Here is a 26,599-nt window from a genome sequence, read left to right on the forward strand (position 1 = left end):
GCCGGAAGGCCCGCGACAGTGCTAGGACAACACCGAAAAGGTGAGAGATGCGTTCGCCGCGATGACGATGGTCCACCCCCCGGCTTCCCTGTTCACCGCCCTCGACCCACTCGCCGACGCCGCGGCGCTGGGGCTCGCCGTGTTCCGCGCGGGTCCCGAGAGCGCCCCCCGCACCCTCGTCGACGTCCTCCACGCTTCCGCCGCGCGTCACCCCGACGCGGACGCCATCGACGATGGCACCACCGTGCTCTCTTACCGCGCTCTGCTCGGTGAGATCGATGCCCTGGTAGTGGCCCTTAACTCGGCCGGTGTCGGCCGAGGTGACCGCGTCGGCATCCGGGTCCCGTCCGGCACCGCCGACCTCTACGTTTCGATCCTGGCCGTGTTGACGGCAGGCGCCGCCTACGTCCCGGTCGACTTCGACGACCCGACCGAGCGCGCCGACCTGGTGTTCGGCGAGGCAACCGCTTGCGCGGTGATCGGCGAGCACCGCGCCATCACCACGCTGGCCACCTCGCACGGCGTTCCCGGCATGCCCACGCCCGAGGACGACGCGTGGATCATCTTCACCTCGGGGTCCACCGGTAAGCCCAAGGGCGTCGCGGTGAGCCACCGCAGCGCCGCCGCGTTCGTGGACGCCGAGGCCGACCTGTTCCTGGCCGAGGAGCCCATCAACGCCGACGACCGGGTGCTGGCGGGCCTGTCGGTCGCCTTCGACGCCTCCTGCGAGGAGATGTGGCTGGCCTGGCGCAACGGCGCCTGCCTGGTCACCGCGCCGCGCGCGCTGGTGCGCACCGGTGTCGACCTGGGTCCGTGGCTGGTGGAGCGGGCCATCACCGTCGTGTCGACCGTGCCGACGCTGGCCGCGCTGTGGCCTGCCGACGCCCTCGACGACGTGCGGCTGCTGATCTTCGGCGGCGAGGCGTGCCCGCCTGAGCTGGCCGAGCGGCTCGCTGTCGAGGGCCGCGAGGTGTGGAACACCTACGGCCCGACCGAGGCCACCGTGGTGGCCTGCGGCGCCAGGATGACCGGCGAGGGGCCGGTGCGCATCGGCCTGCCGCTCGACGGCTGGGAACTGGCCGTCGTCGACGAGGCGGGCGAGCTGGTGCCGATGGGCACCACCGGCCAGCTGGTGATCGGTGGCGCGGGCCTCGCCCGCTACCTGGACCCGGTCAAGGACGCCGAGAAGTTCGCGCCGCTGCCCGCGCTGTCGTGGGACCGCGCCTACCGCAGTGGCGACATGGTCAAGGCCGAGCCCGAGGGTTTGCTGTTCCTCGGCCGTGCGGACGAGCAGATCAAGCTCGGCGGTAGGCGTATCGAGCTCGGTGAGGTCGACGCCGCTCTACAAGCCCTGCCGTACGTCGCGGGTGCCGCGGCCGCCGTTCGCACTACCGCGGCCGGTAACCAGCTCCTGGTGGGCTACGTAGTGGCCAGCGAGGGCTTCGACGCCGACGCGGCGGTCGAGCGACTCCGGGCCGAGCTGCCCGCCGCGCTGGTCCCGCTGATCGCCGAGGTCGACACGCTGCCGACCCGCACGTCCGGCAAGGTCGACCGCAACGCGCTGCCGTGGCCGCTGGACCTCGACACCTCCGACGTGGACACAGCCGCGCTGACCGACACCCAGCGGTGGCTGGTCGGCCTGTGGCGCGACCTGCTCGGGGTGGCGGTGAGCAGCCCGAAGGCCGACTTCTTCGCCAACGGCGGCGGCAGCCTCTCCGCAGCCCAGCTGGTCTCGAAGATCCGCGAGGTGCACCCGAGCATCGCCGTCGCCGACCTGTACCAGCACCCGACGCTGGGCAAGCTCGCCGACCACATCGACGCGGCCGTCGCCAGCACCCAGATCGACCGGGTAGTGCTGCCGACGCCGGTTCGCGCCCAGGTCATCCAGGTCCTGTTGACCCTGCCGATGCTGACGGTCGTCGGCGCCAGGTGGGTCGTCGCCCTCGCTGCCGTGAACAACATCTTGGGCTTCTCGTGGAGCCCTCACGTGTCGTGGTGGTTGGTGCTCGCGGGCTGGCTCGTGTTCCTGAGCCCCTGGGGCCGCATGGCGCTGGCCGCCGGGACCGCTCGTCTGCTGCTGCGAGGTGTGCAGCCGGGCTCTTACCCGCGCGGTGGCAGTGTCCACCTGCGCCTCTGGGCTGCTGAGCGGTTCGTGGACCTCACGGGTGCCGCGGGCCTGCAAGGCGCCCCCTGGATGACCCACTACGCGCGGGCTCTTGGCGCGCGGATCGGCGATGAGGTCGACCTGCACTCGCTGCCCCCGGTGACGGGCATGCTCCGGCTCGGCCGGGGCGCGGCTGTGGAGCCTGAGGTGGACCTGTCCGGCCACTGGCTCGACGGCGACGTCCTGCACATCGGCTCGGTCCGGGTCGACGCGCACGCCACGGTCGGCGCGCGCAGCACCCTGTTCCCCGGTGCTCGGGTCGGCAAGCGGGCCGAGGTCGCGCCGGGCTCTGGCGTCAAGGGCGCCGTCCCGGCCGGTCAGCGCTGGTCCGGCTCCCCCGCGACGCGCACCGGCAAGGCCAGCGTGAAGGGGTCTCGTCCCGCGCGCCGTAGGCGCTGGGTCGGCATCTACGCGGCCACCTCGTTCGTGCTGAGCGTGCTGCCCATCGCGGCAGCGCTACCCGCGCTGTTCATCCTCATCGCTTTCCTCGACGGCACGACCACTCTCGGCGAGGCCACGGTCCAGGCACTGGTTGCCGTACCCGCGGCGACGCTGGCGTGGATGGGCTCGTACGCACTGCTGATCCTGGTTTTCGTCCGGCTGCTGTCCATCGGCATGCGGGCCGGGCGGCACGCCGTGCACAGCCGCGTCGCGTGGCAGGCGTGGGCGACCGAGCGGCTGATGGAGCTGGCCAGGTCGGCGCTGTTCCCGATGTACGCGAGCCTGCTCACCCCGGTGTGGCTGCGGGCGCTCGGCATGAAGGTCGGCAAGGGGGTCGAGGCGTCCACGGTGCTGGCGCTGCCGAGCATGACGACCGTCGGCGACGGCGCGTTCCTCGCCGACGACACCATGATCGGCTCGTACGAGCTCGGTGGCGGCTGGCTGCGCATCGGCGAGGCGAGCGTCGGCAAGCGCGCGTTCCTCGGCAACTCCGGCATGACCGCTCCCGGCCGCGCCGTCCCCAAGCGGGGCTTGGTCGGCGTGCTGTCCTCAACGCCGAAGAAGGCCAAGGCCGGTTCCTCTTACCTCGGTATGCCGCCGATCAAGCTGCCGCGCACGGTTGAGGATGCCGACGAGAGCAAGACGTTCAACCCGCCGCGCCGTCTTGTGGTGGCTCGCGCATTGGTCGAGGTGTGTCGCGTTGTACCGGTGATGGCCTCGGCGGCGTTGCTGGTCCTGGTGGCGGCAACCCTTACCTACGCCGGTTTCTGGCTAGGACTGGCTCTTAGCGGTGTCGTGCTCTTCGGCGCCGGTATCGCCGCGTGCCTCGTCGCCGTGATGGCGAAGTGGGCACTGGTGGGCAAGTTCCGCACTGTGGACCACCCACTGTGGAGCTCGTTCGTGTGGCGCAACGAGTTGGCCGACACCTTCGTCGAGATGCTGGGCGTGCCCTGGTTCGCGACCTGGGCGCACGGCTCGCCGCTGCTGTCGGTCTGGTTGCGCGGCCTCGGCGCGCGGATCGGCAAGGGCGCGTGGGTCGAGACCTACTGGCTGCCCGAGGCCGACCTCGTCAGCGTCGGCGACGGCGCCACGGTCAACCGCGGCTGCGTGCTGCAGACGCACCTGTTCCACGACCGCGTCATGCGGATGGCCCCGGTGACCGTGGGCGAGGGCGGCACGCTCGGCCCGCACGGCATCGTGCTGCCCGGCGCGTCGATCGGCGTCCGCACCACCGTCGGCCCGGCGTCGCTGGTCATGCGGGGTGAGTCGGTCCCGGACGGCAGCCGCTGGCTGGGCAACCCGATCGCCGCGTGGCCGGGCAAGCGCTGACCGGCCCCTGACCGAGGCCCGGGACGTCATGTTGAATGTGGGTATGAGCGCCAAGGCTGACCCGGCTCGCGCCGGGCAGCCCGGCGCGAGCACGTCGCTGGACGCCTACCTGCCCAACCACGGCAACGGCGGCTACCAGGTGACGCACTACGACCTCGACCTGGTCTACCGGGTCGGACCGGGCAGGCTGGAAGGCCGCGCGCGGATCACCGCGGTGGCGACGCAGGCGCTGTCGAGGTTCAGCCTCGACTTCTCCGGTCTGCGGAGCACCAAGGTGACCATCAACGGCAAGCCGGTGCGGCACGCCCAACGCGGCAGGAAGCTGTACATCACGCCGAACCGCTCCTTACCGGACGGCGGCAGGTTCACCGTCGAGGTCCGGTACATGGGTTCACCGGCGCCGATCCCCAGTCACTGGGGCGAGATCGGGTGGGACTACCTGGACGACGGCGTGATCGTCGCCAGCCAGCCGATAGGCGCACCGTCGTGGTTCCCGTGCAACGACCACCCCAGCAGCAAGGCGACGTACCGGATCGCCGTCTCGGTAGCATCGCCGTACCTGGTTGTCGCTACCGGTGTCCTGGAGTCCAAGCAGTCCGCGGCGAGCACGACGACGTGGGAGTTCCGCCTGTCCCAGCCGACACCGACCTACCTGGTCAGTGTCCAAATCGGACGCTACGCGGAGTCCTCCTTCGCCACCGTGCCGATGATGCACGCCGCCGTCCCGGCCCGCCTCGCCGTGCCGTTCGAGCACGACTTCGGGCGCCAGCCGCGGATGCTGGTCGAGTTCGAGCGGATGTTCGGGCCCTACCCGTTCGAGCAGTACGGGGTGGTGGTGGTCGACGCCGAGTTGGACGCGCCGATCGAGGCGCAGTCGCTGTCGATCTTCGGCAGCAACCACGTCGACGGGGTGCGCGGCAGCGAGCGGTTGGTGGCGCACGAGTTGGCGCACCAGTGGTTCGGCAACAGCCTGACCGTGGCCGAGTGGCGCTACATCTGGCTCAACGAGGGCTTCGCGAACTACGCCGAGTGGCTGTGGTCGGAGGTGTCCGGCGGCGCCGCAGCGGACGTCCACGCGATGCGGGCGTGGCGGCAACTGTCCGAGCTACCGCAAGACCTGCGCATCGGCGACCCCGGCACGCGGCACCTCTTCGACGACCGCGTGTACCTGCGCGGCGCGGTCACGCTGCACGCGCTGCGCTTGCGCCTGGGTGACGACGCGTTCTTCGCGCTGCTGCGGGTGTGGACCTCGGCGCACCGGCACGGCAACGTGACCACCGCCGAGTTCACCGCGCTCGCCCAGCGGCACACGCCGTGGCCGTTGACCGAGCTTTTCGCGAACTGGCTGAACTCGCCGATCCTGCCCGCTTTCCCACGCCGAACGCCTGGCGCGGACCGGTAAGTGTGACCGGCCCGCGCCAGGTGTGCCTACCGCTGCCGCGCGGCTAGTGAGGCCGGGCGCGGAAAGGCACCGAATCGGCGTTCGGGAAAACCGGAGGGGCCCGTCAGGGCCGCGACTCGGGACACGCGTCAGCGCCACCACACGCCGACTCGCGCCTCGGGGCGCTCACCGCGAACGGTGACCTCCGGCAGGTTTCCCAAGACCATGATGCACCCGCGACACGCCTGCTGACGAGCGATTTTCCCGTGTCGCACGCCCGGCGGCAGCGATCACGCGCAGTGATCAGCCCGCCAGCAGCGCGTCCAGCCCGGCGGCGACCACGCGGTCGACGTCCTCCCGGTACTTCAAGACAGCACCGAGGGTCAGGGCGGCGGTAGCGACGTCGACTGATTCGCGTCGCAATGCGGTAAGAGCCGCTGCCCAGTCAATCGTCTCCGCCACTCCTGGCGGCTTCAACAACTCCATCTCCCGCAGTCGCCGGACAGCGTTGACGACCTGGATCGCCAACCGTTCGCCGACTTCCGGCAGTCGCTTTCGCAGAATTGCGAGTTCGCGATCCAGCGACGGGTGATCCAGCCAGTGGTAGAGGCAACGCCGCTTAAGAGCGTCGTGCACTTCCCGCGTCCGGTTGGACGTCAGCACCACCAGCGGCGGTACTGCGGCACGGATCTCGCCCAGTTCGGGCACTGTCACGGCGTTCTCGCTCAGGATCTCCAGCAGGAACGCCTCGAACTCGTCGTCAGCGCGGTCGATCTCGTCGATCAGCAGCACACACGGGGACTCCAGCGCCCGTAGCAACGGCCGGGCCAAGAGGAATCGCCTGCTGTAGAGGGATTCCACCGACGAACCTGCTCTTAGCTCAAGCAGCTGTCGCGGGAAGTCCCACTCATAGAGGGCTTGCGTGGCGTCGATGCCTTCGTAGCACTGGAGCCGCACCAGTTCGACATCCAGCGCTGAGGCCAACGCCGACGCTAGGGCTGTCTTGCCGGTACCCGGCTCACCCTCGCAGAAGAGGGGCCTGCCCATCCGCACGGCGAGGTAAGCCGCCGTGGAGAGGCCCTCATCGGCCAGGTACCCGACCCGGTCAAGAGCGCTGGCCATGTCCTCCGGCGTAAGGACCCGCATGCGGGTCACCCTAGCCCGACCCGGAAGCGACCCCTAGTCCGGAACCCGGGTCCTTCCCCGATGGCAGGACGCCGTTGACCAGCCACTCTTGAGCCATGACGAACGAGACGCACACCAAGGTCCAGGGCCACGTCCGCAAGTTCCGCCGCAGCCGGTCCGACCGGATGGTGGCAGGCGTGTGCGGCGGCATCGCCAGGGCGATGGGGGTGGACGCCCCGATCGTGCGGATCGGGCTGGTCGCGGCCACCCTGCTCGGCTTCGGCACCGGCGCGGTCATCTACCTGGCCTGCTGGATCCTGCTCCCCGAGGACGACTGACCGGCTAGTGTCACCCGGTGGCTGACCAGCGGATCGGGACCGCGCGCGTCCTCGTGCTGATCGCCTCGGCCGCGGTGTTCGCCGCAGGCGGGGTGGTCTGCTTCCTGGTCCTGCTGTTCGGGCCCACGATCAAGGACGGCGACCCGGTCGCGGGCACCGTCGCGTACACGGCGCTCAGCCTGGCCACCGCGGGGGGCGCGGTGGCCATCGCGGTGCGGGCCGCGACCACCAAGAGGGTGGTGTTGGGCGGCTGCGGCACGCTGCTGGTGGGAACGCTGGTGGCCGCGGGGGCGATGGTGCTGTTGGTGACCGGGTGAGTGACAAAAACGTGTCACGGCACAAACTGGCCAACAAGCGTTTGTATCCGCGGGCGCCGCGGGGGCTCTTGTAGGTGTCTGAGTAGAACTACTCGCCACCGGAGCCACCATGAGCCAGCACCTCACCACGCGGGGCACCCCGTGGCGGCTGGCGGCCCTGGCGGCCCGGCAACCGGCTACCGCGTTCTCCCGGCGAGGACATGGCCACCCCAGCGCGCCGGGTCGCACCGACCTGGCGCAGGCGTGACCACGGCGACGACCGGCGGTCGGATGGGTGCAGGGGACCCGTCCGGCCGCCGGGCCGCGCTCGCGGACGGGAGCGGAGGGGGAGCACGTCGTGGCGCTGGTGCAGCTGTCCGCTCAGGACGCCGAGCGGCCGACCGAGTTGCACCGGGGGGATACCGTCGAGTTGCGACTCCCGGAGTCCGCGACCACCGGCTACCGGTGGCGCTGGTGGCTTCCCGAGGCACTGCGCATGATCGCCGACGAGCACGTCCCGGCGACGGTCGGCGCTGGTGCGCCGGGTGCCGCGGGCGAGCGGCGGTTGGCCTTCGACGTCACGACGACCGGTCAGCACGAACTCCGGGCCGAACTGGCCAGACCGTGGGAAGGGCAGGCGCGGCAGGCGTTGACATTCGTCCTGCACGCGCAGTAGTGACACTGATGGAGTACAGCTTCACCCGAACGAGTGAGTCAGGATGGGCCGGGACGCACCGACCTGACATCGGACGATGTAGCCAGTGCCACCAGGATGCACAACCCCGGCAGACGGAGAATGGGGTGGGAGCGGTGACCGAGCTCCACGCGACGAGGACGAACCCGCCGTGGGAGGGCCTAGAGGGGACCGAGCGGCACGCGGCGTGTGTGATCGCCGCGCGCGAGGGCCACAGAGGGGCGCTCGACGTCCTCGTGGCCGAGCTGACCCCGCTGGTGTGGCACATCGCCAGGGGCGCCGGGCTGGACCGCTCAGCGGCCGAGGACGTCGCGCAGACCGTGTGGCTGGCGCTGCTGCGCCACGTCGACTCGATCGCCGAACCGAGGGCCGTGGTCGGCTGGCTGATCACCACGACCCGCCGCGAGGCCAAGCGCACCCGCCAGCGCTCGGCCACCCAGGTCGAGCTGCTGCCCGAGGTCGCCGAGCACGTGCCGAGCACGGAGCCGATGCCGGAGGCCGAGGCGCTGCGGACCGAGCGCGACCGGCAGCTGTGGTCGGCGTTCCACCGGCTCGACCAGCGCTGCCAGGAACTGCTCCGGCTCACCGTGCTGGCGGGCCGGGCCGAGTACAAGGTGGTCGCCGAGGTGCTGCGGATGCCGCACGGGAGCATCGGCCCGACCAGGGGGCGTTGCCTCACCGCACTGCGTTCGCTGTACGACAATGGGGATGGTGGCAGATGAGGACCATGGACGACTACGAGATGGACCCTGCCGAGCAGGAGTTCTGGCTGGCCCAGGTGGCCAGGATCGTCGACGAGCTCGACCCGGTCCCCGCGGGGCTGGTCGAGCGCGCGCAGTTCGCCATCGACCTCGAGGACATCGACGCCGAGGTGGAGCTGGAGGCGGCGCGCTGGGCCGACCAGCGCCCGTTGGCCGGTGTCCGCGGCGGCGCCCCCGGCACGATCACCTTCTTCGTCGGCGACCTGACCGTCATGGTCAACGTGACCAGGACCGGCGAGAAGCAGCGCATCGACGGCTGGTTGGTGCCCGCGGGTGAGCACGGGGTCGAGGTCAGGGTCGCCGACCACGGCTCCAAGACAACGACCGCCGACGAGGGCGGCCGGTTCGTGCTCACCGAGATCCCGCGGGGCACCACGCAGATCCTGGTCCGCATGAACGGCGGCAAGCCCAGGACCGTGGTCACGCCGACTGTCGAGCTCTGAGCCCGCCGAGCGCGGCGGGCAGTTCGACCGCGCTGACCACGCCGACCCACTGGGTCGCCCTGGTCAGGGCCACGTAGAGGTCGTTGAGCCCGCGCTCGGACTCGGCGACGACGGTGGCGGGCTCGACCACGAGCACGCCGTCGAACTCCAGGCCCTTGGACTGCCGGACGGTCAGGACGACGACCCGGCTCTCCAGCTCCGGCCGCTCCCCCACCGCCGCGTCGGGCACCCGCGCTAGTACTGCCTGGCCGATGTCTTCCACCAGGCAAGCGGGCACGAGTACGGCCACCGTGCCGAGGTGGTCCTGTGCGGCCAAGTCCGCGACCGTCTCCGGTAGCTCCGCCTCCGTCACCTGCCGCGCCCACGGCTCGACGCCCGTCTCACGGACCGAGCTCGGTGGGGTCAACCCCGTCCCCAGCTCCGCGAGCACGTTCGCCGCTACCGCCATGATCTCGGCGGGTGTGCGGTAGTTGACCGTCAGCTCTGTCAGGCGCCAGCGGTCCTCGACGTACGGGGCGAGGATGCCCGCCCAGGTGTCGGTACCGGCTAGATCACCGGTCTGGGCCACATCGCCGACGAGGGTCATCGAGCGCGTGGGGCAGCGGCGCATGAGGACCCGCCAGGCCATGGCGGACAGCTCCTGCGCCTCGTCCACGATCACGTGCCCGAAGGTCCAGGACCGGTCGGCGGCGGCGCGCTCGGCGGCCGTGCGGTGGTCCTCGTCGTCGTGGCGCTCAGCGAGCCGTCCGGCGTCGATGAGGTCGTAGGCGGTCAGGATGTCCGGGTCGGCGTCGTCTTCCATCTGGAGGATGTCCAGGACGCCCTGCGCGTAGTCCTGCTCGTCGCGCTGGCGGCGCCGCGCGGCTGCCTGCTCGGCGCGGTCGTCGACGCCGAGCAGTTCGGCGGCCTCGTCGAGCAGCGGGGCGTCTGCGGCGGTCCAGCCGAGCCGGGGCGACCGCAGCAACAGGGCGCGGTCAGCCTCGTCGAGGTCCGGTAGGGCCGTCTCAAGGCGTTCTGCGGACGCGTAGAGGTCGGCCAGGAACTCCTGGGGGGTCAACTGCGGCCACAGGCTCTCGATGGCGTCCTGCACGGCGTCGTCCGCCGCCAGCTCGCGGCGGATGTCGGCCATGTCGGCCTCGTCGAGGAACTCCGCGCCGAGGCGGTTCGCCTCCTGCCGGGCGAGGGCGGCCACGATCGCCTCGGCGAAGACGGGCCTGCCTTCGTTGTGCGTGCGGCGGTTTCCCCTAGCCCTACCGCGCGCGGCAGTGATGGTGGCGATGTCGAGCACCATCTCCTCGCGCTCGACAACGAGCACCATCGGGTCCAACGGCACCTCTTGCCGGTCTGCCACCGCGCGGCGCAGTGCGGCGACCATGTCGATGCCGCCCTTGATCTCGGCGGCACGGGCAGGCTCGGGGCGGTGGCCGCGCTCACCGGGGTAGAGATCGCCAACGGTCTGCAGCAGCACACCTGTCTCCCCCAGGGACGGGAGGACCTGCCCGATGTACTTGAGGAATGTCGCGTTAGGACCAACGATCAGCACGCCGCGCCGGGACAACTGCTGGCGGTATGTGTAAAGCAGGTACGCAGCCCGGTGCAGCGCCACCGCCGTCTTACCCGTGCCGGGACCGCCTTGGACTACCAGGACGCCGTTCAGACCGGACCGGATGATCTCGTCTTGCTCTGCCTGGATGGTCTCGACGATGTCGGACATGCGACCGGTCCTGGTCGCGTTGAGCGCGGAGAGCAGAGCGGCCTCGCCGACCAAGCCGCCGGTGGCGGCGTCCTGGCCGTCGGCCAGGTCGAGCACCTCGTCGTCGATGCCGGTGACCCGGCGCCGGGAGGTGCGGATGTGGCGGCGCCTGCGCACCCCGTCCGGGGAGGCCGCGGTGGCCAGGTAGAACGGCCTGCTCGCGGGCGCGCGCCAATCCATCAGCAGCGGTTCGTAGTCGCCTTCGGAGTCGAACAGGCCAATGCGGCCGATGTAGCTGCGGGTGCCGTCGGCGAAATCGAGCCTGCCGAAGCACAGCCCGTTCTCCGCGGCGCCGTAGTGCGCCAACTGCTCGCTGTAATGCGAGGTCGCGGCGTCCCGCTGGGTCATCGCCTGCGGGTTGCTGCTGCTCTCCCGCAGGGTCCTGGCCAGCCGGGAGTCGGTGTCGGCCCGGAGTCCGTCGAGGTGCGCGTAGAGCATGCTGACGTATTCCTGCTCCACGTCGATCTCGGTTGACAATCGTCCTCCAATTGCCCTATAATGCCACTAGCCGCAATTCTGTCGGCATTCTCCGGCGCCAATTCCGCTAATGTAGCGCATTCTTTCGCGTCCTGTCGCGGCCAGTCGGCGGTAAACGCACGAAGGCCCGGCCCCACGAGGGGGCCGGGCCTTTGTTCAGCGTGCGCCGAGCGGGGGCTGGATCAGAAGTCCATGCCACCGGTCGGGTCGCCGCCACCGGCCGGGGCACCGGCCTTCTCCGGCTTGTCGGCGACGACAGCCTCGGTGGTGAGGAACAGCGCGGCGATCGACGCGGCGTTCTGCAGCGCCGAGCGGGTCACCTTGGTCGGGTCCGGCACGCCAGCGGCGAGCAGGTCCTCGTAGACACCGGTCGCGGCGTTGAGGCCGTGGCCCTGCGGCAGGCCCTTGACCTTCTCCACCACGACGCCACCCTCGAGACCGGCGTTGATCGCGATCTGCTTGAGCGGCGCCTCGACGGCGACCTTGACGATGTTGGCACCAGTGGCCTCGTCGCCCTCGAGCTTCAGACCGGCGAACGCGGCCTCGGCGGCCTGCAGCAGGGCCACGCCGCCACCGGCGACGATGCCCTCCTCCACGGCGGCCTTGGCGTTGCGCACCGCGTCCTCGATGCGGTGCTTGCGCTCCTTGAGCTCGACCTCGGTGGCGGCACCGGCCTTGATGACGGCCACGCCGCCCGCGAGCTTCGCCAGGCGCTCCTGGAGCTTCTCGCGGTCGTAGTCGGAGTCCGACTTCTCGATCTCGGCGCGGATCTGGTTCACCCGGCCCTGAATCTGCTCGGCGTCACCAGCGCCCTCGACCACGGTGGTCTCGTCCTTGGTGACGACGACCTTGCGGGCCTTGCCGAGCAGCTCGATGCCCGCGTTCTCCAGCTTGAGGCCGACGTCCTCGCTGATGACCTGGCCACCGGTGAGGATGGCGATGTCCTGCAGGATCGCCTTGCGGCGGTCGCCGAAGCCGGGGGCCTTGACCGCGACCGACTTGAAGGTGCCGCGGATCTTGTTGACGACCAGGGTCGCCAGCGCCTCGCCCTCGACGTCCTCGGAGATGATCAGCAGCGGCTTGCCGGACTGCATGACCTTCTCCAGCAGCGGGAGCAGGTCCTTGACCGAGGAGATCTTGGAGCCGAACAGCAGGATGTACGGGTCCTCGAGGACCGCTTCCTGGCGCTCGGGGTCGGTCACGAAGTAACCGGAGATGTAGCCCTTGTCGAAGCGCATTCCCTCGGTGAGCTCGAGCTCCATGCCGAGGGCGTTGCTCTCCTCGACGGTGATGACGCCTTCCTTGCCCACCTTGTCGAGCGCCTCGGCGATCAGCTCGCCGATGGTGGTGTCGCCAGCGGAGATGGACGCGGTTGCCGCGATCTGCTCCTTGGTCTCGACCTCCTTGGCGGACTTGTGCAGCTGCTCGATGACCGCCTCGACGGCCTGCTCGATGCCGCGCTTGAGCGACAGCGGGTCGGCGCCTGCGGCGACGTTGCGCAGCCCCTCGCGCACGAGCGCCTGGGCGAGCACGGTTGCGGTGGTGGTGCCGTCACCGGCGACGTCGTCGGTCTTCTTCGCGACCTCCTTGACCAGCTCGGCCCCGATCTTCTCCCACGGGTCCTCGAGCTCGATCTCCTTCGCGATCGACACGCCGTCGTTGGTGATCGTCGGCGCGCCCCACTTCTTCTCGAGCACGACGTTGCGGCCCCTCGGGCCGAGCGTCACCTTGACGGCGTCGGCGAGGGTGTTCAGTCCGCGCTCGAGACCGCGACGCGCTTCCTCGTCAAACGCGATCAACTTGGCCATTGCGGTGTGGTCCTCCATCGGATGGATACACGTAGCGCGGCCAGGCTCGGTGCCCGCGACGGACGACCGGCGTGAACGCCAGCCTCACCGTCCCGACCTTCTGGCACTCGGCGACCCCGAGTGCTAGTTCGTGTTTAGCACTCGGGGCACGCGAGTGCAAGAAATGCAGCTCACGGGGGTGGCACGATCGTGATCGTCGGCAGCGGTCGGCGCGAGGTCGTCGTCGGCGGTGAACTGGGCCTGCCGGTGCCCCCCGGGCCGACCTGGATCGGCGGCGAGGTCGGGCCGGGGCCGGTACCGGGCTCGTCGCCGGGACCGCCGGTGAGCAGCAGGATCGCGGTGATGATGGCCCCGATCGCGACGACGCCGACGATCACCGGGGCGAGCCAGCGGGTGCCGCTCTTCTTCTCGTCGAACGCGGTGGTCCGCACTGGCGCGGGGGGCCGCAAGCGGACCGGTTCCGGCTGGATGGGGGGCGGCGACTGGTACTGCGGACGCAACTGCTCGATGGGAGCTACCAGCGTCTGGTTGGGCACACGGGGTGGTGGTGGCCCCAACGGGCGCTGCGGGGGGTTAGAGAGCGCTTGGCGTGCCGCGGCGATCAGTTCGCGGCAGCTGGCGTAGCGGTGCGTGGGGCTCTTGGCCATACCGCGGCGGATCACGTCGTTGATCGCGGGCGGCAGCGCGATGTAGTCGGTCAGCGTCGGGACGTCACGGTTGAGGTGGCCCTGGATGACTTCCGACACTTGACCGTGGAAGGGCGGCCTACCGGCCAGGCACGCGAACAGCACGCAGGCGAGCGAGTAGGCGTCGGTCCGGCCGTCCACGGGCTCCCCGCGCAGGTGCTCGGGCGCGGCGTAGGTGGGGGAACCGAGGAAGTCGCCGCCCCTGGTGCGGTGGCCGGTGGCACCGCGGCGGGTCAGGCCGAAGTCGGCGACGTAGATGTGCTCGGTCGCGGATTCGCGGGCGGTGACCAGCACGTTCGCCGGTTTGACGTCGAGGTGGACCAGACCGCGCTCGTGCAGGTTGTCCAGCGCCTCGGCCACCTGGGCCAGCAGGCTCAGCGCGCGCTGCGGCGCGATCGGGCCGTCCTTGACCAGGGTGGCCATGTCGAAGCCGTCGACCAGCCGCATCGCGATGTAGAGCAGCCCGTCGACCTCGCCGAAGTCGTAGAGCGGGACGACGTTGGCGTGGTCGATCGCGGAGGTGTTGCGGGCCTCGTCGACGAAGCGCTCGCGGAACTCGGGGTCCTCGGTGAGGTGCTCGGCGATGACTTTGAGGGCCACCTTGCGGCCGAGCCGGATGTCGGTCGCGCGGTACATCACGCTCATGCCGCCCTTACCGAGCACACCGTCGATGCGGTAATGCCCTAGGCGACGCCCGGTGAGGTCATCCGACACGCACGCGAGCGTAACGTCCGCGTTGTGACGGCCGCGTCCGGTTCGGTCAACGGGCGGGCAAGATTGGCGGGGTGAACGCGGCCAAGCGCGGGTTGACCCCGCAGGAGTACCGGCTCGAAGTCCAGGCGTTGCTGCCACCGCTGCCCGTGGTGCGGCTTCCTTTGGCGATGTGCAGAGGACTGGTGCTCGCCGAGGATGTGGCGACGGCGGTGTCGCTACCGCCGTTCGACAACTCCGCCATGGACGGGTACGCGGTACGTGCGTCCGATGTGGTCAGTGCTACCGCCGAGAACCCCGTGCGGCTCCCGGTCGCCGATGACATCCCGGCGGGGCGGACCGATGTGGTCCCACTCGTCCCTGGCACCGCGCAACGGATCATGACCGGTGCGCCGCTGCCGGACGGTGCCGACGCGATCATCCAGGTGGAGCTAACCGACGGCGGTACCGAGAACGTCCGTATTGACGCATCGGTGACGGCGCGCACGCACGTGCGATTCGTCGGTGAGGACGTCACCGAGGGCGATGTGATCCTGCGGGCGGGAACGGTCTTGCACCCACCGCAGCTCGGTTTGGCTGCCGCCGTCGGCTTGGCCGGTCTGCCAGTGCGGCGGCCGCCACGGGTTCTCGTGCTGTCCACGGGCTCTGAGCTGATCCCACCAGGTGAACCTCTGCCGCCGGGGCACATCTATGAGTCGAACAGCGTGCTGTTGGCCGCGGCTGTCGAGGAGATCGGCGCCAAGGCCGTGGTGCTGCGGTCGGTCCCAGACGACGTCGCGGCGTTCCGTGCGGTCGTCGCGCAGCACGTCGGTGAGGCTGACCTGCTGATCACCTCCGGTGGGGTGAGCGCGGGCGCGTATGAAGTGGTCAAGGACGCCTTGTCCGGCCAAGGCGTGGAGTTCGTCCGGGTCGCGATGCAGCCGGGCGGGCCTCAGGGGCGTGGCGCTTTCGAAGGGCTGCCAGTCGTGACGCTGCCGGGTAATCCGGTTAGCGCTGCCTTGTCGTTCGAGCTGTTCCTCAGACCTGCCTTGCTGGCGGCTATGGGGCACACCAACACGGATCGCCCGCGAGCGCGGGCGCGCGCGACTGCGGCGATGTCGTCACCGCCGAACCGGGTGCAGTACCGCAGGGGCCGCCACGACGCGGGCCACGTCGAGGTCGTCCCGGTGGGCGGACCCGGTTCCCACCTGCTGGCCTCGTTCGCGGCGTCGAACTGCCTGATCGAGATCCCGGTCGGGGTCGCGGAGGTGGCGGCGGGCGACGAGGTCGACCTGGTCCTGCTCGACTGAAGGCGCCAAGTAACCATATACTGACCCGAGGAAGTCAATTCCTCACAATCGGTCATTGATCCACCGGATGGCCGCCGGCTACACTGGACGGGTTCCACGAGGGCGCCCGATGGCCGGGTATGTGCCGTCGGGGGGTGCATACCCGGACCACCGGGTGCCCCTGTCCGCCCAGGTGGCGGCTACCTCCCCGAGCTGATCCCCGGCTGGCGTAGCGTGTGCGGAAATCCGGCCTAGACACGAGGAAACCGCGACCACGATGACCGCTCACCAGCCCAAGAAGGCAGGCGCGCTCCAGCACGCCGTCGAGTTGACCAAGAGCATCATCCCCCCGGTGCACCCGGGCGGTCGGCCGTTCGTCCTCGGCGCGCTCGGGGCGACCCTCGCGGTGCGGCTGCTGTCCAAGCGGGCTGGCGTGGGCACCGCGATCTTCACCGCGTGGCTCGCGTGGTTCTTCCGCGAGCCCAAGCGCGTCACCCCGCGCCGCCCCGGGATCGCCGTGGCCCCCGCCGACGGCACCGTGTCGCACGTGGTCGAGGCGGTCCCCCCGGCGGAGCTCGACCTCGGCGACGAGCCCATGCTGCGCGTCAGCGTGTTCCTGTCGGTGTTCGACGTGCACGTCCAGCGCGCGCCCGCGACCGGTCAGGTCGTCCGCGCGGTGCACAAGTCGGGCCAGTTCCTCTCCGCGGACCTCGACGAGGCCAGTGAGGTCAACGAGCGCAACAGCCTGCACGTGCGCACCGACGAGGGTCAGGACCTCGCCGTGGTGCAGATCGCGGGCCTGGTCGCGCGGCGCATCATCTGCCACGTGTCCGACGGCGACAAGGTCCTGGCGGGCAGCACCTACGGGCTGATCCGCTTCGGTTCGCGCGTGGACCTCTACGTCCCCGTTGGCAGCCGCGTCCTGGTCGAGCCAGGTCAGCGGACCATCGGCGGGGAGACAGTGCTGGCCGAGCTGCCCTCGGCGGGCTGACCGATGGCCCCGACCGCGCCCGGTGTCCGGCTGCTGCCCAACGCGCTGACCGTCCTGGCCATGTGCGCGGGCCTGTCCGCCGTCCAGTTCGTCCTCAACGGCCAGCCGACCGCCGCGATCGCCGCGATCGCCATCGCCGCGGTGCTCGACAGCCTCGACGGGCGCATCGCCCGGCTGCTCGACGCCACCAGCAAGATGGGCGCCGAACTCGACTCGCTCGCCGACGCCATCTCGTTCGGTGTCGCGCCCGCGCTGATGCTCTACGTCTGGCGCTTCGGTGGCGACCGGGTCGGCTGGGTGGTCGCGCTCATCTTCGCCGTGTGCATGATCCTGCGCCTGGCGCGGTTCAACACGCTGCTCGAGGACACCGAGCAACCGGTCTACACGAAGGAGTTCTTCGTCGGGGTGCCCGCGCCCGCCGGTGGCCTCCTGGTGCTGCTGCCGCTGATCCTGACCATCGAGTACGGCGACAACGGGCACTGGTGGCAGTCCAAGGCGGCCGTGATGGTGTGGATCGTCGCGGTCGCCGCGCTCGCGATCAGCCGCATCCCCACGCTGTCGGTCAAGACCGCGCGCGTGTCCCCGCGCGCGGTGGCGCCGCTGCTGGTCCTCGTAGGACTGGTCGCGGCGGCGGTGATCACCTACCCGCTCGTGACGCTGGCCGTGGTGCTGGTCCTCTACCTGCTGCACATCCCCTACGCGGTCCGGCGCAAGCACTGGCTGGCCAACAACCCCGAGGCGTGGGACGTGCCGCCGCGTGAGCGCAGGGCGATCCGCCGGGCGCACGGGTCGCGGCGCAGGCTCGGCCTCCGCCCGCCGCTGCGCCGGGTCGCCGGTGCCGCCCGCCGGGCCGTGCTGCGGCCGATGCGCAACGGCGACGCGCCCGGCGTCGCACTGCCGACCGAACCGAGGCCGCCCGGCGCGCGCGGCAAGGCGTGGCGGCGCACCGGCCTGCGGAAGAACGAGCGGCCCGGGGAGAGCAAGCCCCGCTGACGGCGCCTGTGGACAACTCCGGCGGCGATCCGCCGGGACGCTCTACTCTCGTCGACGTGGGAACTCAGATCACGTTGACCGCGCGGCTCACCCCGTCCGCGCTGGACACCCGGCGCGGTGTCGTCCGGCTGCACCCCGAGGTGTTCGACGCGCTCGGGCTGCGCCAGTGGGACGCCGTCCGGCTCACCGGCGCCAGGGTCAGCGCCGCGCTCGCCGCCGAGGGCGACCGGGGCGCGGCCACCGGTGTCGTGCTGCTCGACGACGTGACCATGTCGAACCTCGGGGTCACCGAGGGCGCCGAGGTCGTGGTGGCGCCGGTGGAGGTGGCCCTGGCGCGGGCGATCACCGTGGCCGGGTCGCGGCTGGCGTCGACCTCGCTGCCGCCGGAGACGGTGCGGCTCGCGCTGGTGGGCAAGGTGCTGACCGTCGGCGACGCGGTGTCGCTGCTGCCGCAGGACCTGGCGCCGCCGCCGGAGGCCGACGTGTCCGCCGTGCGCGGCAAGCTGTCCAGGGCGATCGGGATGACCTGGACCAACGAACTGCTGACGGTGACCTCGGTCGAGCCGGCTGGCGCGGTGACCGTGCATCCGTCCACTGTGGTCGGTTGGCGGGACGGCGCGCGCACGGGTGAGCGGGCGGCGGTGGCGGTCGGCGGCGAGGCGGTGGTGCGGGCGGTCGCCGAGCCCGTCGGGGTGGCGGCGGTCGTCGAGGTGAGCGCGCCGGAGCCGATCGAGCCAGCGGACCTGGTGGGCGCGCAGGAGGCGGTGCGCACGCTCGGGGAGTGGTTCGAGTTGGCGTTCCTGCGGCCGGAACTGCTGGAGCGGCTCGGCGCGGCGCCCCGGCTGGGGGTGCTGGTCAGCGGGCCGGAGGGGGTGGGCAAGGCCAGCGTGGTGCGCGCGGTCGCCCGCTCGGTCGACGCCGCGGTGGTCGAACTCGCAGGCCCGACGATCGCGGTGCTGGAGGCGAACGCGGCGGCCGCCCGGCTCGGGGCCGCGGTCGAGGAGGCGCGGGCGGTGTCGTCGGCGGGCAAGGCCGCGGTGCTGATGATCAACGACGTGGACGCGCTGCTGCCCGCGACCGCTCCCCCGCCGCTGGCGACGGTGGTGCTGGACACCTTGCGCGCGGCGATCGGGATCGCGCGGGTGGCGCTGGTGGTGACGACGGCGCACCCGGAGGCCGTCGACCCGCGGTTGCGCACCGTGGAACTGGTGGACCGGGAGCTGCGGGTGCCGTCCCCGGACGCCAAGACCCGCGCCGAACTGCTGCGGGTGCTCTACCGCGACCTGCCGGTCGAGTCCGGAGTGGACTTCGCTGCGGTCGGCGAGCGGACGCCGGGGTTCGTGGCCGCGGACCTGATCGCGCTGCGCCGGGAGTCCGCGATCCGGGCGGCGTTGCGCGAGGCCACCAGCATCGGCGCGGACGACGTGTTCGGCGCGCTGCAGACGGTGCGGCCGACCTCGGTCAGCACGACATCGGTGCGCACCGGCGACATCCAGCTCGACGACGTCGGCGACATGGTCGAGACCAAGCAGGCGCTGACCGAGGCGGTGCTGTGGCCGCTGCGGTACCCGGACTCGTTCGCCCGGCTCGGGGTCGCGCCGCCGCGCGGGGTGCTGCTGTACGGGCCGCCGGGTGGTGGCAAGACGTTCCTGGTTCGGGCGCTGGCGGGGACCGGGCAGCTGAACGTGCTGTCGGTCAAGGGCGCCGAGCTGATGGACAAGTGGGTCGGCGAGTCGGAGCGCGCGGTGCGGGAGCTGTTCCGCAAGGCGGGTGAGGCCGCGCCCGCCCTGGTGTTCCTCGACGAGATCGACGCGCTCGCGCCGCGCCGCGGCCAGTCGTCGGATTCGGGCGTTGCCGACCGCGTGGTCGCCGCGCTGCTCACCGAACTCGACGGCGTGGAACCGCTGCGCGACGTGGTGGTCGTCGGCGCCACCAACCGCCCCGACCTGGTCGACCCGGCCCTGTTGCGCCCCGGCCGCCTGGAGCGCCTGATCTACGTCCCGCCGCCCGACGCCGAGGCCCGAGCCGCGATCCTGCGCGCCACCAGCAAGAACACCCCGCTGTCCGCCGACGTCGACCTCGCCGCCTACGCCACCACCCTCGACGGCTACTCCGCCGCCGACTGCGCCGCCCTCATCCGCGAGGCCGCCCTCACCGCCATGCGCGAATCCCTCGACGCCACCGTCGTCACCGCCCACCACCTCGACGCCGCCCGCACGAACGTCCGCCCCTCCCTGGACCCCGCCCAACTGGCCGACCTGGAGGCATACGCCACCAACCGCCAAACCCGCTGACCCCACCCCACCGCCACGGTGTGATCACCAGTCGGGACGCTGTTCGGCGGAGACGATGGTGCGCTCTCCGGTCACCGTCTCCGCCGGAACCCCTGCCGCACGCCGGTCCAAGAGGACCACAAGACGACGGAGCCGGTGGTCGTGATCACCACCACCGGCTCCGGGGCTGTCGAGTGGGCACTGCTTCCCCGGCCGGGAAAGTGCTGGCGGGAGGGTGTTGGTCGGAGATCGCGTCCCCGGCCGGGAGACCTGGAAAGCGGGGGACGGAGCCCTACTTCTCTTTGGCGACCTTGTAGTCGTTGGTGACGATGAGGATCAGGCCGGGGCGGGAGTCCTTGATGCCGTCGAAGCGGGGTTCGACGCGGAAGTCGAACTGGTCGGCCAGTTGGCGGGCGGCCGCTTCCTGGCCGGTGCCGGGTTCGAAGTAGACGGTGGTGGTGGGGATCTTGCCGCCGGAGTAGTTGCCGACCTGGGCGATCTGCCAGCCGGTCGAGCCGATGTCGTCGGCGGCTCGGGCGGCGAGGCCCGCGATGGTGCTGTTGTTGTAGATGCGCAGCGGTTCGCTGGGGGCATCGGCGGTGTTGCCCGGCTGGGAGGTCGCCGGGGGGCGCGTGGTGGCGGCGGGCGGGACCGTCGTCGTCACCGTCGGCTGCGGCGGGCTGGGCGGTTCGGTGGTGGTCGCGCCGGGGGAGGTGGGGCGGGGCGGGAGGCTGGTGAGGTCGCCGCTGGGAGGTGCGCCCGTGGTGGTGGTGATGACCGCGCTCGGCGGGGCCTGGGCGGCGGGTGGGCTGTCCTCGGTGCTGTCGAAGAGGGTGATCACACCGACCACGGCCGCTGCGGCGGCGACGGCGAGGAGGGTGAGGCCCACCACGCGGGCGGTGCGGGCCTGCCCGCTTGGCTCGGTGCTCATCGCGGGTCCATCCCCAGGCGTCGGGCTGCGCGGGCGCGGTGCCGGGTGGCTCGCATCCGGCGCAGGCGCTTGACCAGCATCGGGTCGGCCTCGAGGGCCTCGGTCTTCTCGATCAACTCGTTGAGCACCTGGTAGTAGCGGGTGCTGGACAACTCGAACAACTCGCGGATCGCCTGGTCCTTGGCGCCCGCGTACTTCCACCACTGCCGCTCGAACGCCAGGATCGCCCGGTCGCGCTCGCTGAGGCCCTCCGGCCGCGCGTGCGCGTGCTCAGGCTGAGGGGGCGACTCAGCAGCGTCCATCTGGCTCCTCGCCTCGCGGTTCGGCTCCGGCGGGCGACCCACCGGCCGCTCGCCGGTGGCCATTACACCACGTCACCGCCGGAGCTGATCGTCACCTCCACGGCGCGTCCACCACGCGTCGCTTACCCGCGCGCCCGCCCGACCAACCCCGTGGGCGGACACCGCCTTTCCCGGCCCGGTTAGGCTTCCGCCATGACAGTCCACCCGATCCGCATCGTCGGTGATCCGGTCTTGCACACCCCGACCAAGCCGATCGAGCGGTTCGACGACGAACTCAAGGCACTGGTCGACGACATGTACGACACCATGGCCGCGGCCAACGGGGTCGGGCTGGCGGCCAACCAGATCGGGGTCGGGCTGCGGGTGTTCGTGTACGACTGCCCCGACGACGAGGGCGTTCGGCACCGCGGCGCCGTGGTGAACCCGGTGCTGACCACCTCCGAGGTCCCCGAGGGCATGCCGGACCCGGACGACGACTACGAGGGCTGCCTGTCGGTGCCCGGCGAGACGTTCCCGACCGGGCGGGCCAGTTGGGCCAAGGTCGCCGGGCAGGACGTGGAGGGTGCGCCGATCGAGGTCGAGGGGACCGGGTTCTTCGCGCGCTGCCTGCAGCACGAGACCGACCACCTGGACGGGTTGCTCTACCTGAACCGCCTGGTCGGCCGGAACCAGCGCGAGGCGAAGCGGATGGTCAAGGCCAACAAGTGGGGCGTGCCCGGCCTGTCGTGGGACCCGGCCAACTCCGAGGACCCGTTCGCCGATTAACCAGTCGCACCGGGGTCGCCCACGGCGCATCATCCCGGCATGACCTGGTCCGGTTTCCTCGCCTTCCTGCTGGCTTCCCTGATCCTCGCCATGGTTCCCGGCGTGGGCACGGCGATGCTGCTGCGGCAGTCGATCCGGGGCGGACGTCGTGGCGCGTTGGCCACGGTCGCGGGTATGGAGCTCGGCGTCGCGGTGTGGGCGGTGGCGGCGGCGTTCGGGCTGTCGGTGCTGCTGGTCGCCTCCGAGGTCGCCTACCAGGCGCTGCGGATCGGCGGGGTCGCGATCCTGCTGTGGTTCGGGGTGCGGGCGCTGTTCGGCAGGCACGTCGACGCCGAGCCGGATGCGCCGAGCAGCGGGTCCGGGTTCCGGGCCGGGCTGGTGGTCAACGTGGCCAACCCGAAGCTGGCGGTGTTCGCGATCTCGTTCCTGCCGCAGTTCGTCGAGCCGGGCGCGGCGCGGTGGGTGCTGGTGGCGCTCGCCGGGCTGTGGGTCGTGGTCGACACCCTGTGGTACCTGCTGGTCATCGCGCTGCTGAGCCGGATCATGGGCTGGCTGCGGCGCAGCGCGGTGCGGCGCAGGCTGGAGCGGGTGTCCGGCGCGGTGCTGATCGGGCTCGGCATCCGGCTCGCCGTGCAGTCCTGACCGGCAGTCCCGACCACCAGTCCCGTCCGGCAGACCGGACCGGTCAGGCCGAGCGCCAGGGCAGGTCGGCGAGCGCGGCCATCTCCGCGAAACCGGGGGCCTCGTCGAGTTCCTCGTGCCTGCCCGCGATGAGGTGCACCCGGATGCGGCCGACCTGCGCCTGGGTCGGGACGGCGCCGACCAGCAGGTGCGGCAGCGCCAGCCGCCAGAACGCGATCACGGTGTCGCGGCGCTCGCCCGCCCCGCGCAGCGCGGCCACGGCCATCCGGATGGCGTGCTCGTTCGCGGTCATCGCGCCTGCCGGGGCGGTGTGGTCCCACGCCCAGCGGGCCTGGTCGGACTTCGCGCAGTGCAGGCAGGCCGGGCCGGTGCCCAACTCGGTGCGGCAGACCGGGCACGACAGCAGCCGCATGGCCCAGTCGACGCAGGTCCACGCGTGGGTGCCGACCGGGGCGGCCAGCACGGTGGCGGGCAACTCGTCGTCGGCGGGCAGCGCGTCCCAGTCCGCCTTCCACAGCGCGTCAACCGGATCGGCGCAGGTCGGGCAGGTCCGGTAGCCGCGGCCGAGCGGGTCCGCGCAGGTGGGGCACGGCTCGACCGCCTCGGGTCTGGCCAGAAGCCGGGCTCCGGGCGGGTACGGCAGCGGCATGCACGGAACCTTAGTGGGCAGCCCCCGTGTCGGTGCTCACTCGGCGCACCCCGGCACCCAGCTCACCCGGCAGCCCCGGTGCCCGCCACTCGGCAACCTCGCACTCGCCACTCGGCAACCCCCGCGCTCACCACTCGACGCCCCCCGCACCCGCCACTTGGCAGCCCCCGTGCCGCCGGCTAGGGTCGGGCGGACAACTGAACACAGCGCGGGAGCTCGCGCCATGGCGGGCTGAGAGGGCGGCTGGTGTCCCATCCGAGGACCCGGTGCCGCCGACCGATGAACCTGACCGGGTAATGCCGGCGTAGGGAGGATCTTCGTGACCGCTCTTGACGACCCCTCGGTTCGACCAGCCGTCACCACCGGACCGATCTCCGGTTCGCACAAGGCGTACCGGGAGACCGCCGACGGGGTGCGGGTGCCCGTCCGCAGGGTGGAACTCACCAACGGCGAGCACCTCGACCTGTACGACACCTCCGGCCCGTACACCGACCCCGACGCCGCCATCGACGTCCACAGTGGACTCGCCAAGCTGCGCGCCGGGTGGGTGGCCGGTCGCGAACCGGTCGGCGGCGCGGTGACCCAGCTGGCCTACGCCAAGGCCGGGATCATCACCGAGGAGATGCGGTTCTGCGCCGAGCGGGAGGGCGTGCCTGCCGAGTTCGTCCGCGACGAGGTGGCCATCGGGCGGGCGGTGATCCCGGTCAACCGGTGCCACCCCGAGGTGGAGCCCGCGATCATCGGCAAGAAGTTCCACGTCAAGATCAACGCCAACATCGGCAACTCGGCGGTCTCGTCGTCCATCGAGGACGAGGTGGACAAGATGGTGTGGGCGACCAGGTGGGGCGCCGACACGGTGATGGACCTGTCCACCGGCAAGCGCATCCACGAGACCCGCGAGTGGATCCTGCGCAACTCCCCCGTGCCGATCGGGACGGTGCCGATCTACCAGGCGCTGGAGAAGGTCAACGGCGACCCGGCCGCGCTGTCCTGGGAGGTCTACCGGGACACCGTGCTGGAGCAGTGCGAGCAGGGCGTGGACTACATGACCGTGCACGCCGGTGTGCTGCTGCGGTACGTCCCGCTGACGGCGCGGCGGGTCACCGGGATCGTCTCGCGCGGCGGGTCGATCATGGCGGCCTGGTGCCTGGCGCACCACGAGGAGAGCTTCCTCTACACGCACTTCGAGGAGCTCTGCGAGATCCTGCGCACCTACGACGTCACCTTCTCCCTCGGTGACGGGCTGCGGCCGGGGTCGATCGCCGACGCCAACGACGCGGCCCAGTTCGCCGAGCTGCGGACGCTGGGCGAGCTGACCCACATCGCCCGCGCGCACGACGTGCAGGTGATGATCGAGGGGCCGGGGCACGTGCCGATGCACAAGATCGCCGAGAACGTGCGGCTGGAGGAGGAGCTGTGCGGTGAGGCGCCGTTCTACACCCTCGGCCCGCTGGCGACCGACATCGCGCCCGGCTACGACCACATCACCTCGGCCATCGGCGCCGCCCAGATCGGTTGGCTCGGCACCGCGATGCTCTGCTACGTCACGCCCAAGGAGCACCTCGGACTGCCCAACCGCGACGACGTGAAGACCGGCGTGATCACCTACAAGATCGCCGCGCACGCCGCCGACCTGGCCAAGGGGCACCCGAGGGCGCAGGAGCGCGACGACGCGCTGTCGCGGGCCCGGTTCGAGTTCCGCTGGACCGACCAGTTCAACCTGGCGCTCGACCCGGACACCGCCCGCTCGTTCCACGACGAGACCCTGCCTGCCGAACCGGCCAAGACCGCGCACTTCTGCTCGATGTGCGGGCCCAAGTTCTGCTCCATGAAGATCACCCAGGACGTGCGCCGCTACGCCGACGAACACGGTCTGTCCTCTGTGGAGGCGATCGAGGCGGGCATGGCGGCCAAGTCGGAGGAGTTCGCCGAGCAGGGCAACAAGGTCTACCTGCCGGTGGTCGGGCAGTGACCACGCCGCCCCGCACGCTGACCATCGCCGGGTCCGACTCCGGCGGCGGCGCGGGCATCCAGGCCGACCTGCGGACGTTCTTCGCCTGCGGCGTGCACGGGATGACCGCGATCACGGCGGTGACGGTGCAGAACTCGCTCGGGGTGAGCGGGGTGCACACCATCCCGCCCGAGGTGGTCGCCGCGCAGATCGAGGTGGTGGCGACCGACATCGGCGTGCAGGCGGCCAAGACCGGCATGCTGGCCACCGCGGAGATCATTACCGCGGTGGCGGGGGCGTGCGACCGGGTCGGCATCGGACGGTCCGGGGTGACCCCGTTCGTGGTCGACCCGGTGTCGGCGTCCATGCACGGCGACCCGCTGCTCACCGACCAGGCCATCGACGCGCTGCGGTCGGAGCTGTTCCCGCGGGCCTCGCTGGTCACGCCGAACCTCGACGAGGTGCGGCTGCTGACCGGGATCGAGGTGCGGTCCCAAGCCCAGCAACGGGACGCGGCCAAGGCGCTCGCGGAGTTCGGCTCGGAGTGGGTGCTGGTCAAGGGCGGGCACCTGTGGGACGACGCGGAGTGCCTCGACCTGCTCTACGACGGGTCCGAGTTCACCGAGTTCGTCGGCCCCCGCTACGACGTCAAGCACACCCACGGCAGCGGCGACACCCTCGCCTCCACCGTGACCTCCGGACTGGCCAAGGGCCTGGACATGGTGTCGGCGGTCCGCGCGGCCAAGGCGTTCATCCAGCGGTCGGTGCAGGACGCGTACCCGCTCGGCGGCGGCGTCGGCCCGGTGTCACCGCGCTGGCGGCTGCCGGACGCGGACACGTTCCTGCTGTGACCCCGCACCGGTGCCCCGGCTCACGTCGGGGCACCGGTGTCAGTCCACGAGCAGCGCCTCCAACACGGCAATGGCGGCGACCAGTCGCTCCCGCTCCTGCGGCGACAACCGGTCCAGCCGCCTGCCCAACTCCAACACCCTGGTCGAGCGCACCCCGGACACGATCCGCTCCCCGGACTCCGTCGCCCGCACCAACCACGCCCGCCGATCAGCCGGGTCCGGCTCGCGCACGACATAACCCGACTCCACCAGGCTCGCCACGATCCGCGACATGGTCGGCGCGGCGACGCCCTCCTTGCCCGCCAGGTCACCGAGCCGCAGCTCACCGCAGTTGACCAGAGTGGACAGAGCGGAGATGGACCCGTGCCCCAGCCCGGGAGACCCGGACCGGCGCAACGCCCGGGACAGGCGCCCGATCGCGAGGTACAACCGCGCGGGCACATCCCCTCCGCCAGACTCAGCGGCCGATGTCGTCATACCTCATTGTGCCGGAACCCCCACCAGTTCCACGACCAGACCCCTGCGGCCCCCACTGGAGATCCGGACACCTGATGTAGACCAACACCGGGCCGACAC

The 26,599-nt window shown here is 71.2% G+C and carries 24 protein-coding genes; 16 read left to right on the forward strand and 8 right to left on the reverse strand.

Going from position 1 to position 26,599, the window contains the following annotated elements; genetic code table 11:
- Positions 1 to 61: 61 nt before the first annotated feature.
- A complete protein-coding gene (locus CLV68_RS01065) occupies positions 62 to 3,934 on the forward strand; it encodes a Pls/PosA family non-ribosomal peptide synthetase (RefSeq protein ID WP_121388773.1) in 3,873 nt (1,290 codons plus the stop codon).
- Positions 3,935 to 3,977: 43 nt separating this feature from the next.
- A complete protein-coding gene (locus tag CLV68_RS01070) occupies positions 3,978 to 5,336 on the forward strand; it encodes a M1 family metallopeptidase (RefSeq protein ID WP_121388774.1) in 1,359 nt (452 codons plus the stop codon).
- Between the two features lie 282 nt (positions 5,337 to 5,618).
- Here CLV68_RS01070 and CLV68_RS01075 read toward each other — a convergent pair whose 3' ends face one another.
- The gene (locus CLV68_RS01075; protein ID WP_121390873.1) at positions 5,619 to 6,461 is read right to left on the reverse strand and encodes an AAA family ATPase; all 843 of its coding nucleotides are present in this window, start codon (positions 6,459 to 6,461) and stop codon (positions 5,619 to 5,621) included.
- Between the two features lie 95 nt (positions 6,462 to 6,556).
- On the opposite strand from CLV68_RS01075, the gene CLV68_RS01080 reads away from it, so the two are divergent.
- The 6 genes from CLV68_RS01080 (at position 6,557) to CLV68_RS01100 (ending at position 8,972) form a co-directional block, all read left to right on the forward strand.
- Positions 6,557 to 6,778, forward strand: coding sequence for a PspC domain-containing protein (locus tag CLV68_RS01080; RefSeq protein ID WP_121388775.1), 222 nt, complete (start codon positions 6,557 to 6,559; stop codon positions 6,776 to 6,778).
- A gap of 17 nt (positions 6,779 to 6,795) precedes the next feature.
- Entirely contained in the window at positions 6,796 to 7,095 is a 300-nt protein-coding gene (locus CLV68_RS01085; RefSeq protein WP_121388776.1) for a hypothetical protein, read from the forward strand.
- Between the two features lie 109 nt (positions 7,096 to 7,204).
- Positions 7,205 to 7,342, forward strand: coding sequence for a hypothetical protein (locus CLV68_RS33610; RefSeq protein ID WP_170224020.1), 138 nt, complete (start codon positions 7,205 to 7,207; stop codon positions 7,340 to 7,342).
- A 90-nt stretch (positions 7,343 to 7,432) separates the two neighbouring features.
- Positions 7,433 to 7,750 (forward strand): protease inhibitor I42 family protein, encoded by a 318-nt coding sequence (locus CLV68_RS01090; RefSeq protein WP_092779460.1) that lies wholly within the window; start codon positions 7,433 to 7,435, stop codon positions 7,748 to 7,750.
- Between the two features lie 134 nt (positions 7,751 to 7,884).
- The gene (locus CLV68_RS01095) at positions 7,885 to 8,490 is read left to right on the forward strand and encodes an RNA polymerase sigma factor (protein ID WP_177215620.1); all 606 of its coding nucleotides are present in this window, start codon (positions 7,885 to 7,887) and stop codon (positions 8,488 to 8,490) included.
- A gap of 5 nt (positions 8,491 to 8,495) precedes the next feature.
- Positions 8,496 to 8,972 (forward strand): carboxypeptidase regulatory-like domain-containing protein, encoded by a 477-nt coding sequence (locus CLV68_RS01100; RefSeq protein ID WP_121388777.1) that lies wholly within the window; start codon positions 8,496 to 8,498, stop codon positions 8,970 to 8,972.
- Here CLV68_RS01100 and CLV68_RS01105 read toward each other — a convergent pair.
- The 3 genes from CLV68_RS01105 to CLV68_RS01115 form a co-directional block, all read right to left on the reverse strand.
- Complete coding sequence (locus CLV68_RS01105) at positions 8,950 to 11,163, reverse strand: HelD family protein (protein ID WP_121390874.1); 2,214 nt, start codon at positions 11,161 to 11,163, stop codon at positions 8,950 to 8,952. The genes CLV68_RS01100 and CLV68_RS01105 overlap by 23 nt on opposite strands.
- A 221-nt stretch (positions 11,164 to 11,384) precedes the next feature.
- A complete protein-coding gene (gene groL / locus CLV68_RS01110; protein WP_092779458.1) occupies positions 11,385 to 13,010 on the reverse strand; it encodes a chaperonin GroEL in 1,626 nt (541 codons plus the stop codon).
- 170 nt (positions 13,011 to 13,180) lie between these two features.
- A complete protein-coding gene (locus tag CLV68_RS01115) occupies positions 13,181 to 14,410 on the reverse strand; it encodes a serine/threonine-protein kinase (RefSeq protein ID WP_121388778.1) in 1,230 nt (409 codons plus the stop codon).
- A 62-nt stretch (positions 14,411 to 14,472) separates the two neighbouring features.
- Here CLV68_RS01115 and moeA point away from each other — a divergent pair, with 62 nt between their 5' ends.
- The 4 genes from moeA (at position 14,473) to CLV68_RS01135 (ending at position 19,953) form a co-directional block, all read left to right on the forward strand.
- The gene (gene moeA, locus CLV68_RS01120) at positions 14,473 to 15,696 is read left to right on the forward strand and encodes a molybdopterin molybdotransferase MoeA (protein WP_425454836.1); all 1,224 of its coding nucleotides are present in this window, start codon (positions 14,473 to 14,475) and stop codon (positions 15,694 to 15,696) included.
- 256 nt (positions 15,697 to 15,952) lie between these two features.
- Complete coding sequence (locus CLV68_RS01125) at positions 15,953 to 16,666, forward strand: phosphatidylserine decarboxylase (protein ID WP_121388779.1); 714 nt, start codon at positions 15,953 to 15,955, stop codon at positions 16,664 to 16,666.
- 3 nt (positions 16,667 to 16,669) lie between these two features.
- The gene (gene pssA, locus CLV68_RS01130) at positions 16,670 to 17,659 is read left to right on the forward strand and encodes a CDP-diacylglycerol--serine O-phosphatidyltransferase (RefSeq protein WP_121388780.1); all 990 of its coding nucleotides are present in this window, start codon (positions 16,670 to 16,672) and stop codon (positions 17,657 to 17,659) included.
- A gap of 56 nt (positions 17,660 to 17,715) precedes the next feature.
- Complete coding sequence (locus CLV68_RS01135; RefSeq protein WP_121388781.1) at positions 17,716 to 19,953, forward strand: AAA family ATPase; 2,238 nt, start codon at positions 17,716 to 17,718, stop codon at positions 19,951 to 19,953.
- Between the two features lie 271 nt (positions 19,954 to 20,224).
- Here CLV68_RS01135 and CLV68_RS01140 read toward each other — a convergent pair whose 3' ends face one another.
- The gene (locus tag CLV68_RS01140) at positions 20,225 to 20,863 is read right to left on the reverse strand and encodes a LytR C-terminal domain-containing protein (RefSeq protein WP_121388782.1); all 639 of its coding nucleotides are present in this window, start codon (positions 20,861 to 20,863) and stop codon (positions 20,225 to 20,227) included.
- Complete coding sequence (locus CLV68_RS01145; RefSeq protein WP_092779997.1) at positions 20,860 to 21,165, reverse strand: DUF3263 domain-containing protein; 306 nt, start codon at positions 21,163 to 21,165, stop codon at positions 20,860 to 20,862. Before CLV68_RS01145 ends, CLV68_RS01140 begins: the two co-directional genes overlap by 4 nt.
- Before the next feature lie 192 nt (positions 21,166 to 21,357).
- Between CLV68_RS01145 and CLV68_RS01150 the strand changes: the two genes are divergently transcribed.
- Both CLV68_RS01150 and CLV68_RS01155 read left to right on the forward strand, forming a co-directional pair.
- The gene (locus tag CLV68_RS01150; protein ID WP_121388783.1) at positions 21,358 to 21,930 is read left to right on the forward strand and encodes a peptide deformylase; all 573 of its coding nucleotides are present in this window, start codon (positions 21,358 to 21,360) and stop codon (positions 21,928 to 21,930) included.
- Positions 21,931 to 21,969: 39 nt separating this feature from the next.
- Complete coding sequence (locus CLV68_RS01155; protein WP_121388784.1) at positions 21,970 to 22,572, forward strand: LysE family translocator; 603 nt, start codon at positions 21,970 to 21,972, stop codon at positions 22,570 to 22,572.
- 43 nt (positions 22,573 to 22,615) lie between these two features.
- Here the strand turns inward: CLV68_RS01155 and CLV68_RS01160 are convergent, their stop codons facing one another.
- Positions 22,616 to 23,221: a hypothetical protein gene (locus CLV68_RS01160; protein WP_121388785.1), complete on the reverse strand. Its 606-nt coding sequence runs from the start codon at positions 23,219 to 23,221 to the stop codon at positions 22,616 to 22,618.
- A gap of 319 nt (positions 23,222 to 23,540) precedes the next feature.
- On the opposite strand from CLV68_RS01160, the gene thiC reads away from it, so the two are divergent.
- Positions 23,541 to 25,193 carry a phosphomethylpyrimidine synthase ThiC gene (gene thiC, locus CLV68_RS01165; RefSeq protein WP_121388786.1) on the forward strand — a complete coding sequence of 551 codons (1,653 nt, stop codon included), beginning with the start codon at positions 23,541 to 23,543 and terminating at the stop codon, positions 25,191 to 25,193.
- A complete protein-coding gene (gene thiD / locus CLV68_RS01170) occupies positions 25,190 to 26,023 on the forward strand; it encodes a bifunctional hydroxymethylpyrimidine kinase/phosphomethylpyrimidine kinase (RefSeq protein ID WP_121388787.1) in 834 nt (277 codons plus the stop codon). Before thiC ends, thiD begins: the two co-directional genes overlap by 4 nt.
- Before the next feature lie 39 nt (positions 26,024 to 26,062).
- Here the strand turns inward: thiD and CLV68_RS01175 are convergent, their stop codons facing one another.
- Complete coding sequence (locus CLV68_RS01175; RefSeq protein WP_121388788.1) at positions 26,063 to 26,500, reverse strand: MarR family winged helix-turn-helix transcriptional regulator; 438 nt, start codon at positions 26,498 to 26,500, stop codon at positions 26,063 to 26,065.
- Between the last annotated feature and the right edge of the window lie 99 nt (positions 26,501 to 26,599).

Origin of the sequence: Actinokineospora cianjurensis (genome assembly GCF_003663795.1) — a bacterium.
Lineage (GTDB): Bacteria > Actinomycetota > Actinomycetes > Mycobacteriales > Pseudonocardiaceae > Actinokineospora > Actinokineospora terrae.

What these genes read in the sequence shown, in the direction of transcription:
- CLV68_RS01065 (WP_121388773.1), top strand. Translation starts at nt 62, where the DNA reads ATGACGATGGTCCACCCCCCGGCTTCCCTGTTCACCGCCCTCGACCCA.
- CLV68_RS01070 (WP_121388774.1), top strand. Translation starts at nt 3,978, where the DNA reads ATGAGCGCCAAGGCTGACCCGGCTCGCGCCGGGCAGCCCGGCGCGAGC.
- CLV68_RS01075 (WP_121390873.1), bottom strand. Translation starts at nt 6,461, where the DNA reads ATGCGGGTCCTTACGCCGGAGGACATGGCCAGCGCTCTTGACCGGGTC.
- CLV68_RS01080 (WP_121388775.1), top strand. Translation starts at nt 6,557, where the DNA reads ATGACGAACGAGACGCACACCAAGGTCCAGGGCCACGTCCGCAAGTTC.
- CLV68_RS33610 (WP_170224020.1), top strand. Translation starts at nt 7,205, where the DNA reads ATGAGCCAGCACCTCACCACGCGGGGCACCCCGTGGCGGCTGGCGGCC.
- CLV68_RS01100 (WP_121388777.1), top strand. Translation starts at nt 8,496, where the DNA reads ATGGACGACTACGAGATGGACCCTGCCGAGCAGGAGTTCTGGCTGGCC.
- CLV68_RS01105 (WP_121390874.1), bottom strand. Translation starts at nt 11,163, where the DNA reads ATGCTCTACGCGCACCTCGACGGACTCCGGGCCGACACCGACTCCCGG.
- groL (WP_092779458.1), bottom strand. Translation starts at nt 13,010, where the DNA reads ATGGCCAAGTTGATCGCGTTTGACGAGGAAGCGCGTCGCGGTCTCGAG.
- CLV68_RS01125 (WP_121388779.1), top strand. Translation starts at nt 15,953, where the DNA reads ATGACCGCTCACCAGCCCAAGAAGGCAGGCGCGCTCCAGCACGCCGTC.
- pssA (WP_121388780.1), top strand. Translation starts at nt 16,670, where the DNA reads ATGGCCCCGACCGCGCCCGGTGTCCGGCTGCTGCCCAACGCGCTGACC.
- CLV68_RS01140 (WP_121388782.1), bottom strand. Translation starts at nt 20,863, where the DNA reads ATGAGCACCGAGCCAAGCGGGCAGGCCCGCACCGCCCGCGTGGTGGGC.
- CLV68_RS01145 (WP_092779997.1), bottom strand. Translation starts at nt 21,165, where the DNA reads ATGGACGCTGCTGAGTCGCCCCCTCAGCCTGAGCACGCGCACGCGCGG.
- CLV68_RS01150 (WP_121388783.1), top strand. Translation starts at nt 21,358, where the DNA reads ATGACAGTCCACCCGATCCGCATCGTCGGTGATCCGGTCTTGCACACC.
- CLV68_RS01155 (WP_121388784.1), top strand. Translation starts at nt 21,970, where the DNA reads ATGACCTGGTCCGGTTTCCTCGCCTTCCTGCTGGCTTCCCTGATCCTC.
- CLV68_RS01160 (WP_121388785.1), bottom strand. Translation starts at nt 23,221, where the DNA reads ATGCCGCTGCCGTACCCGCCCGGAGCCCGGCTTCTGGCCAGACCCGAG.
- CLV68_RS01175 (WP_121388788.1), bottom strand. Translation starts at nt 26,500, where the DNA reads ATGACGACATCGGCCGCTGAGTCTGGCGGAGGGGATGTGCCCGCGCGG.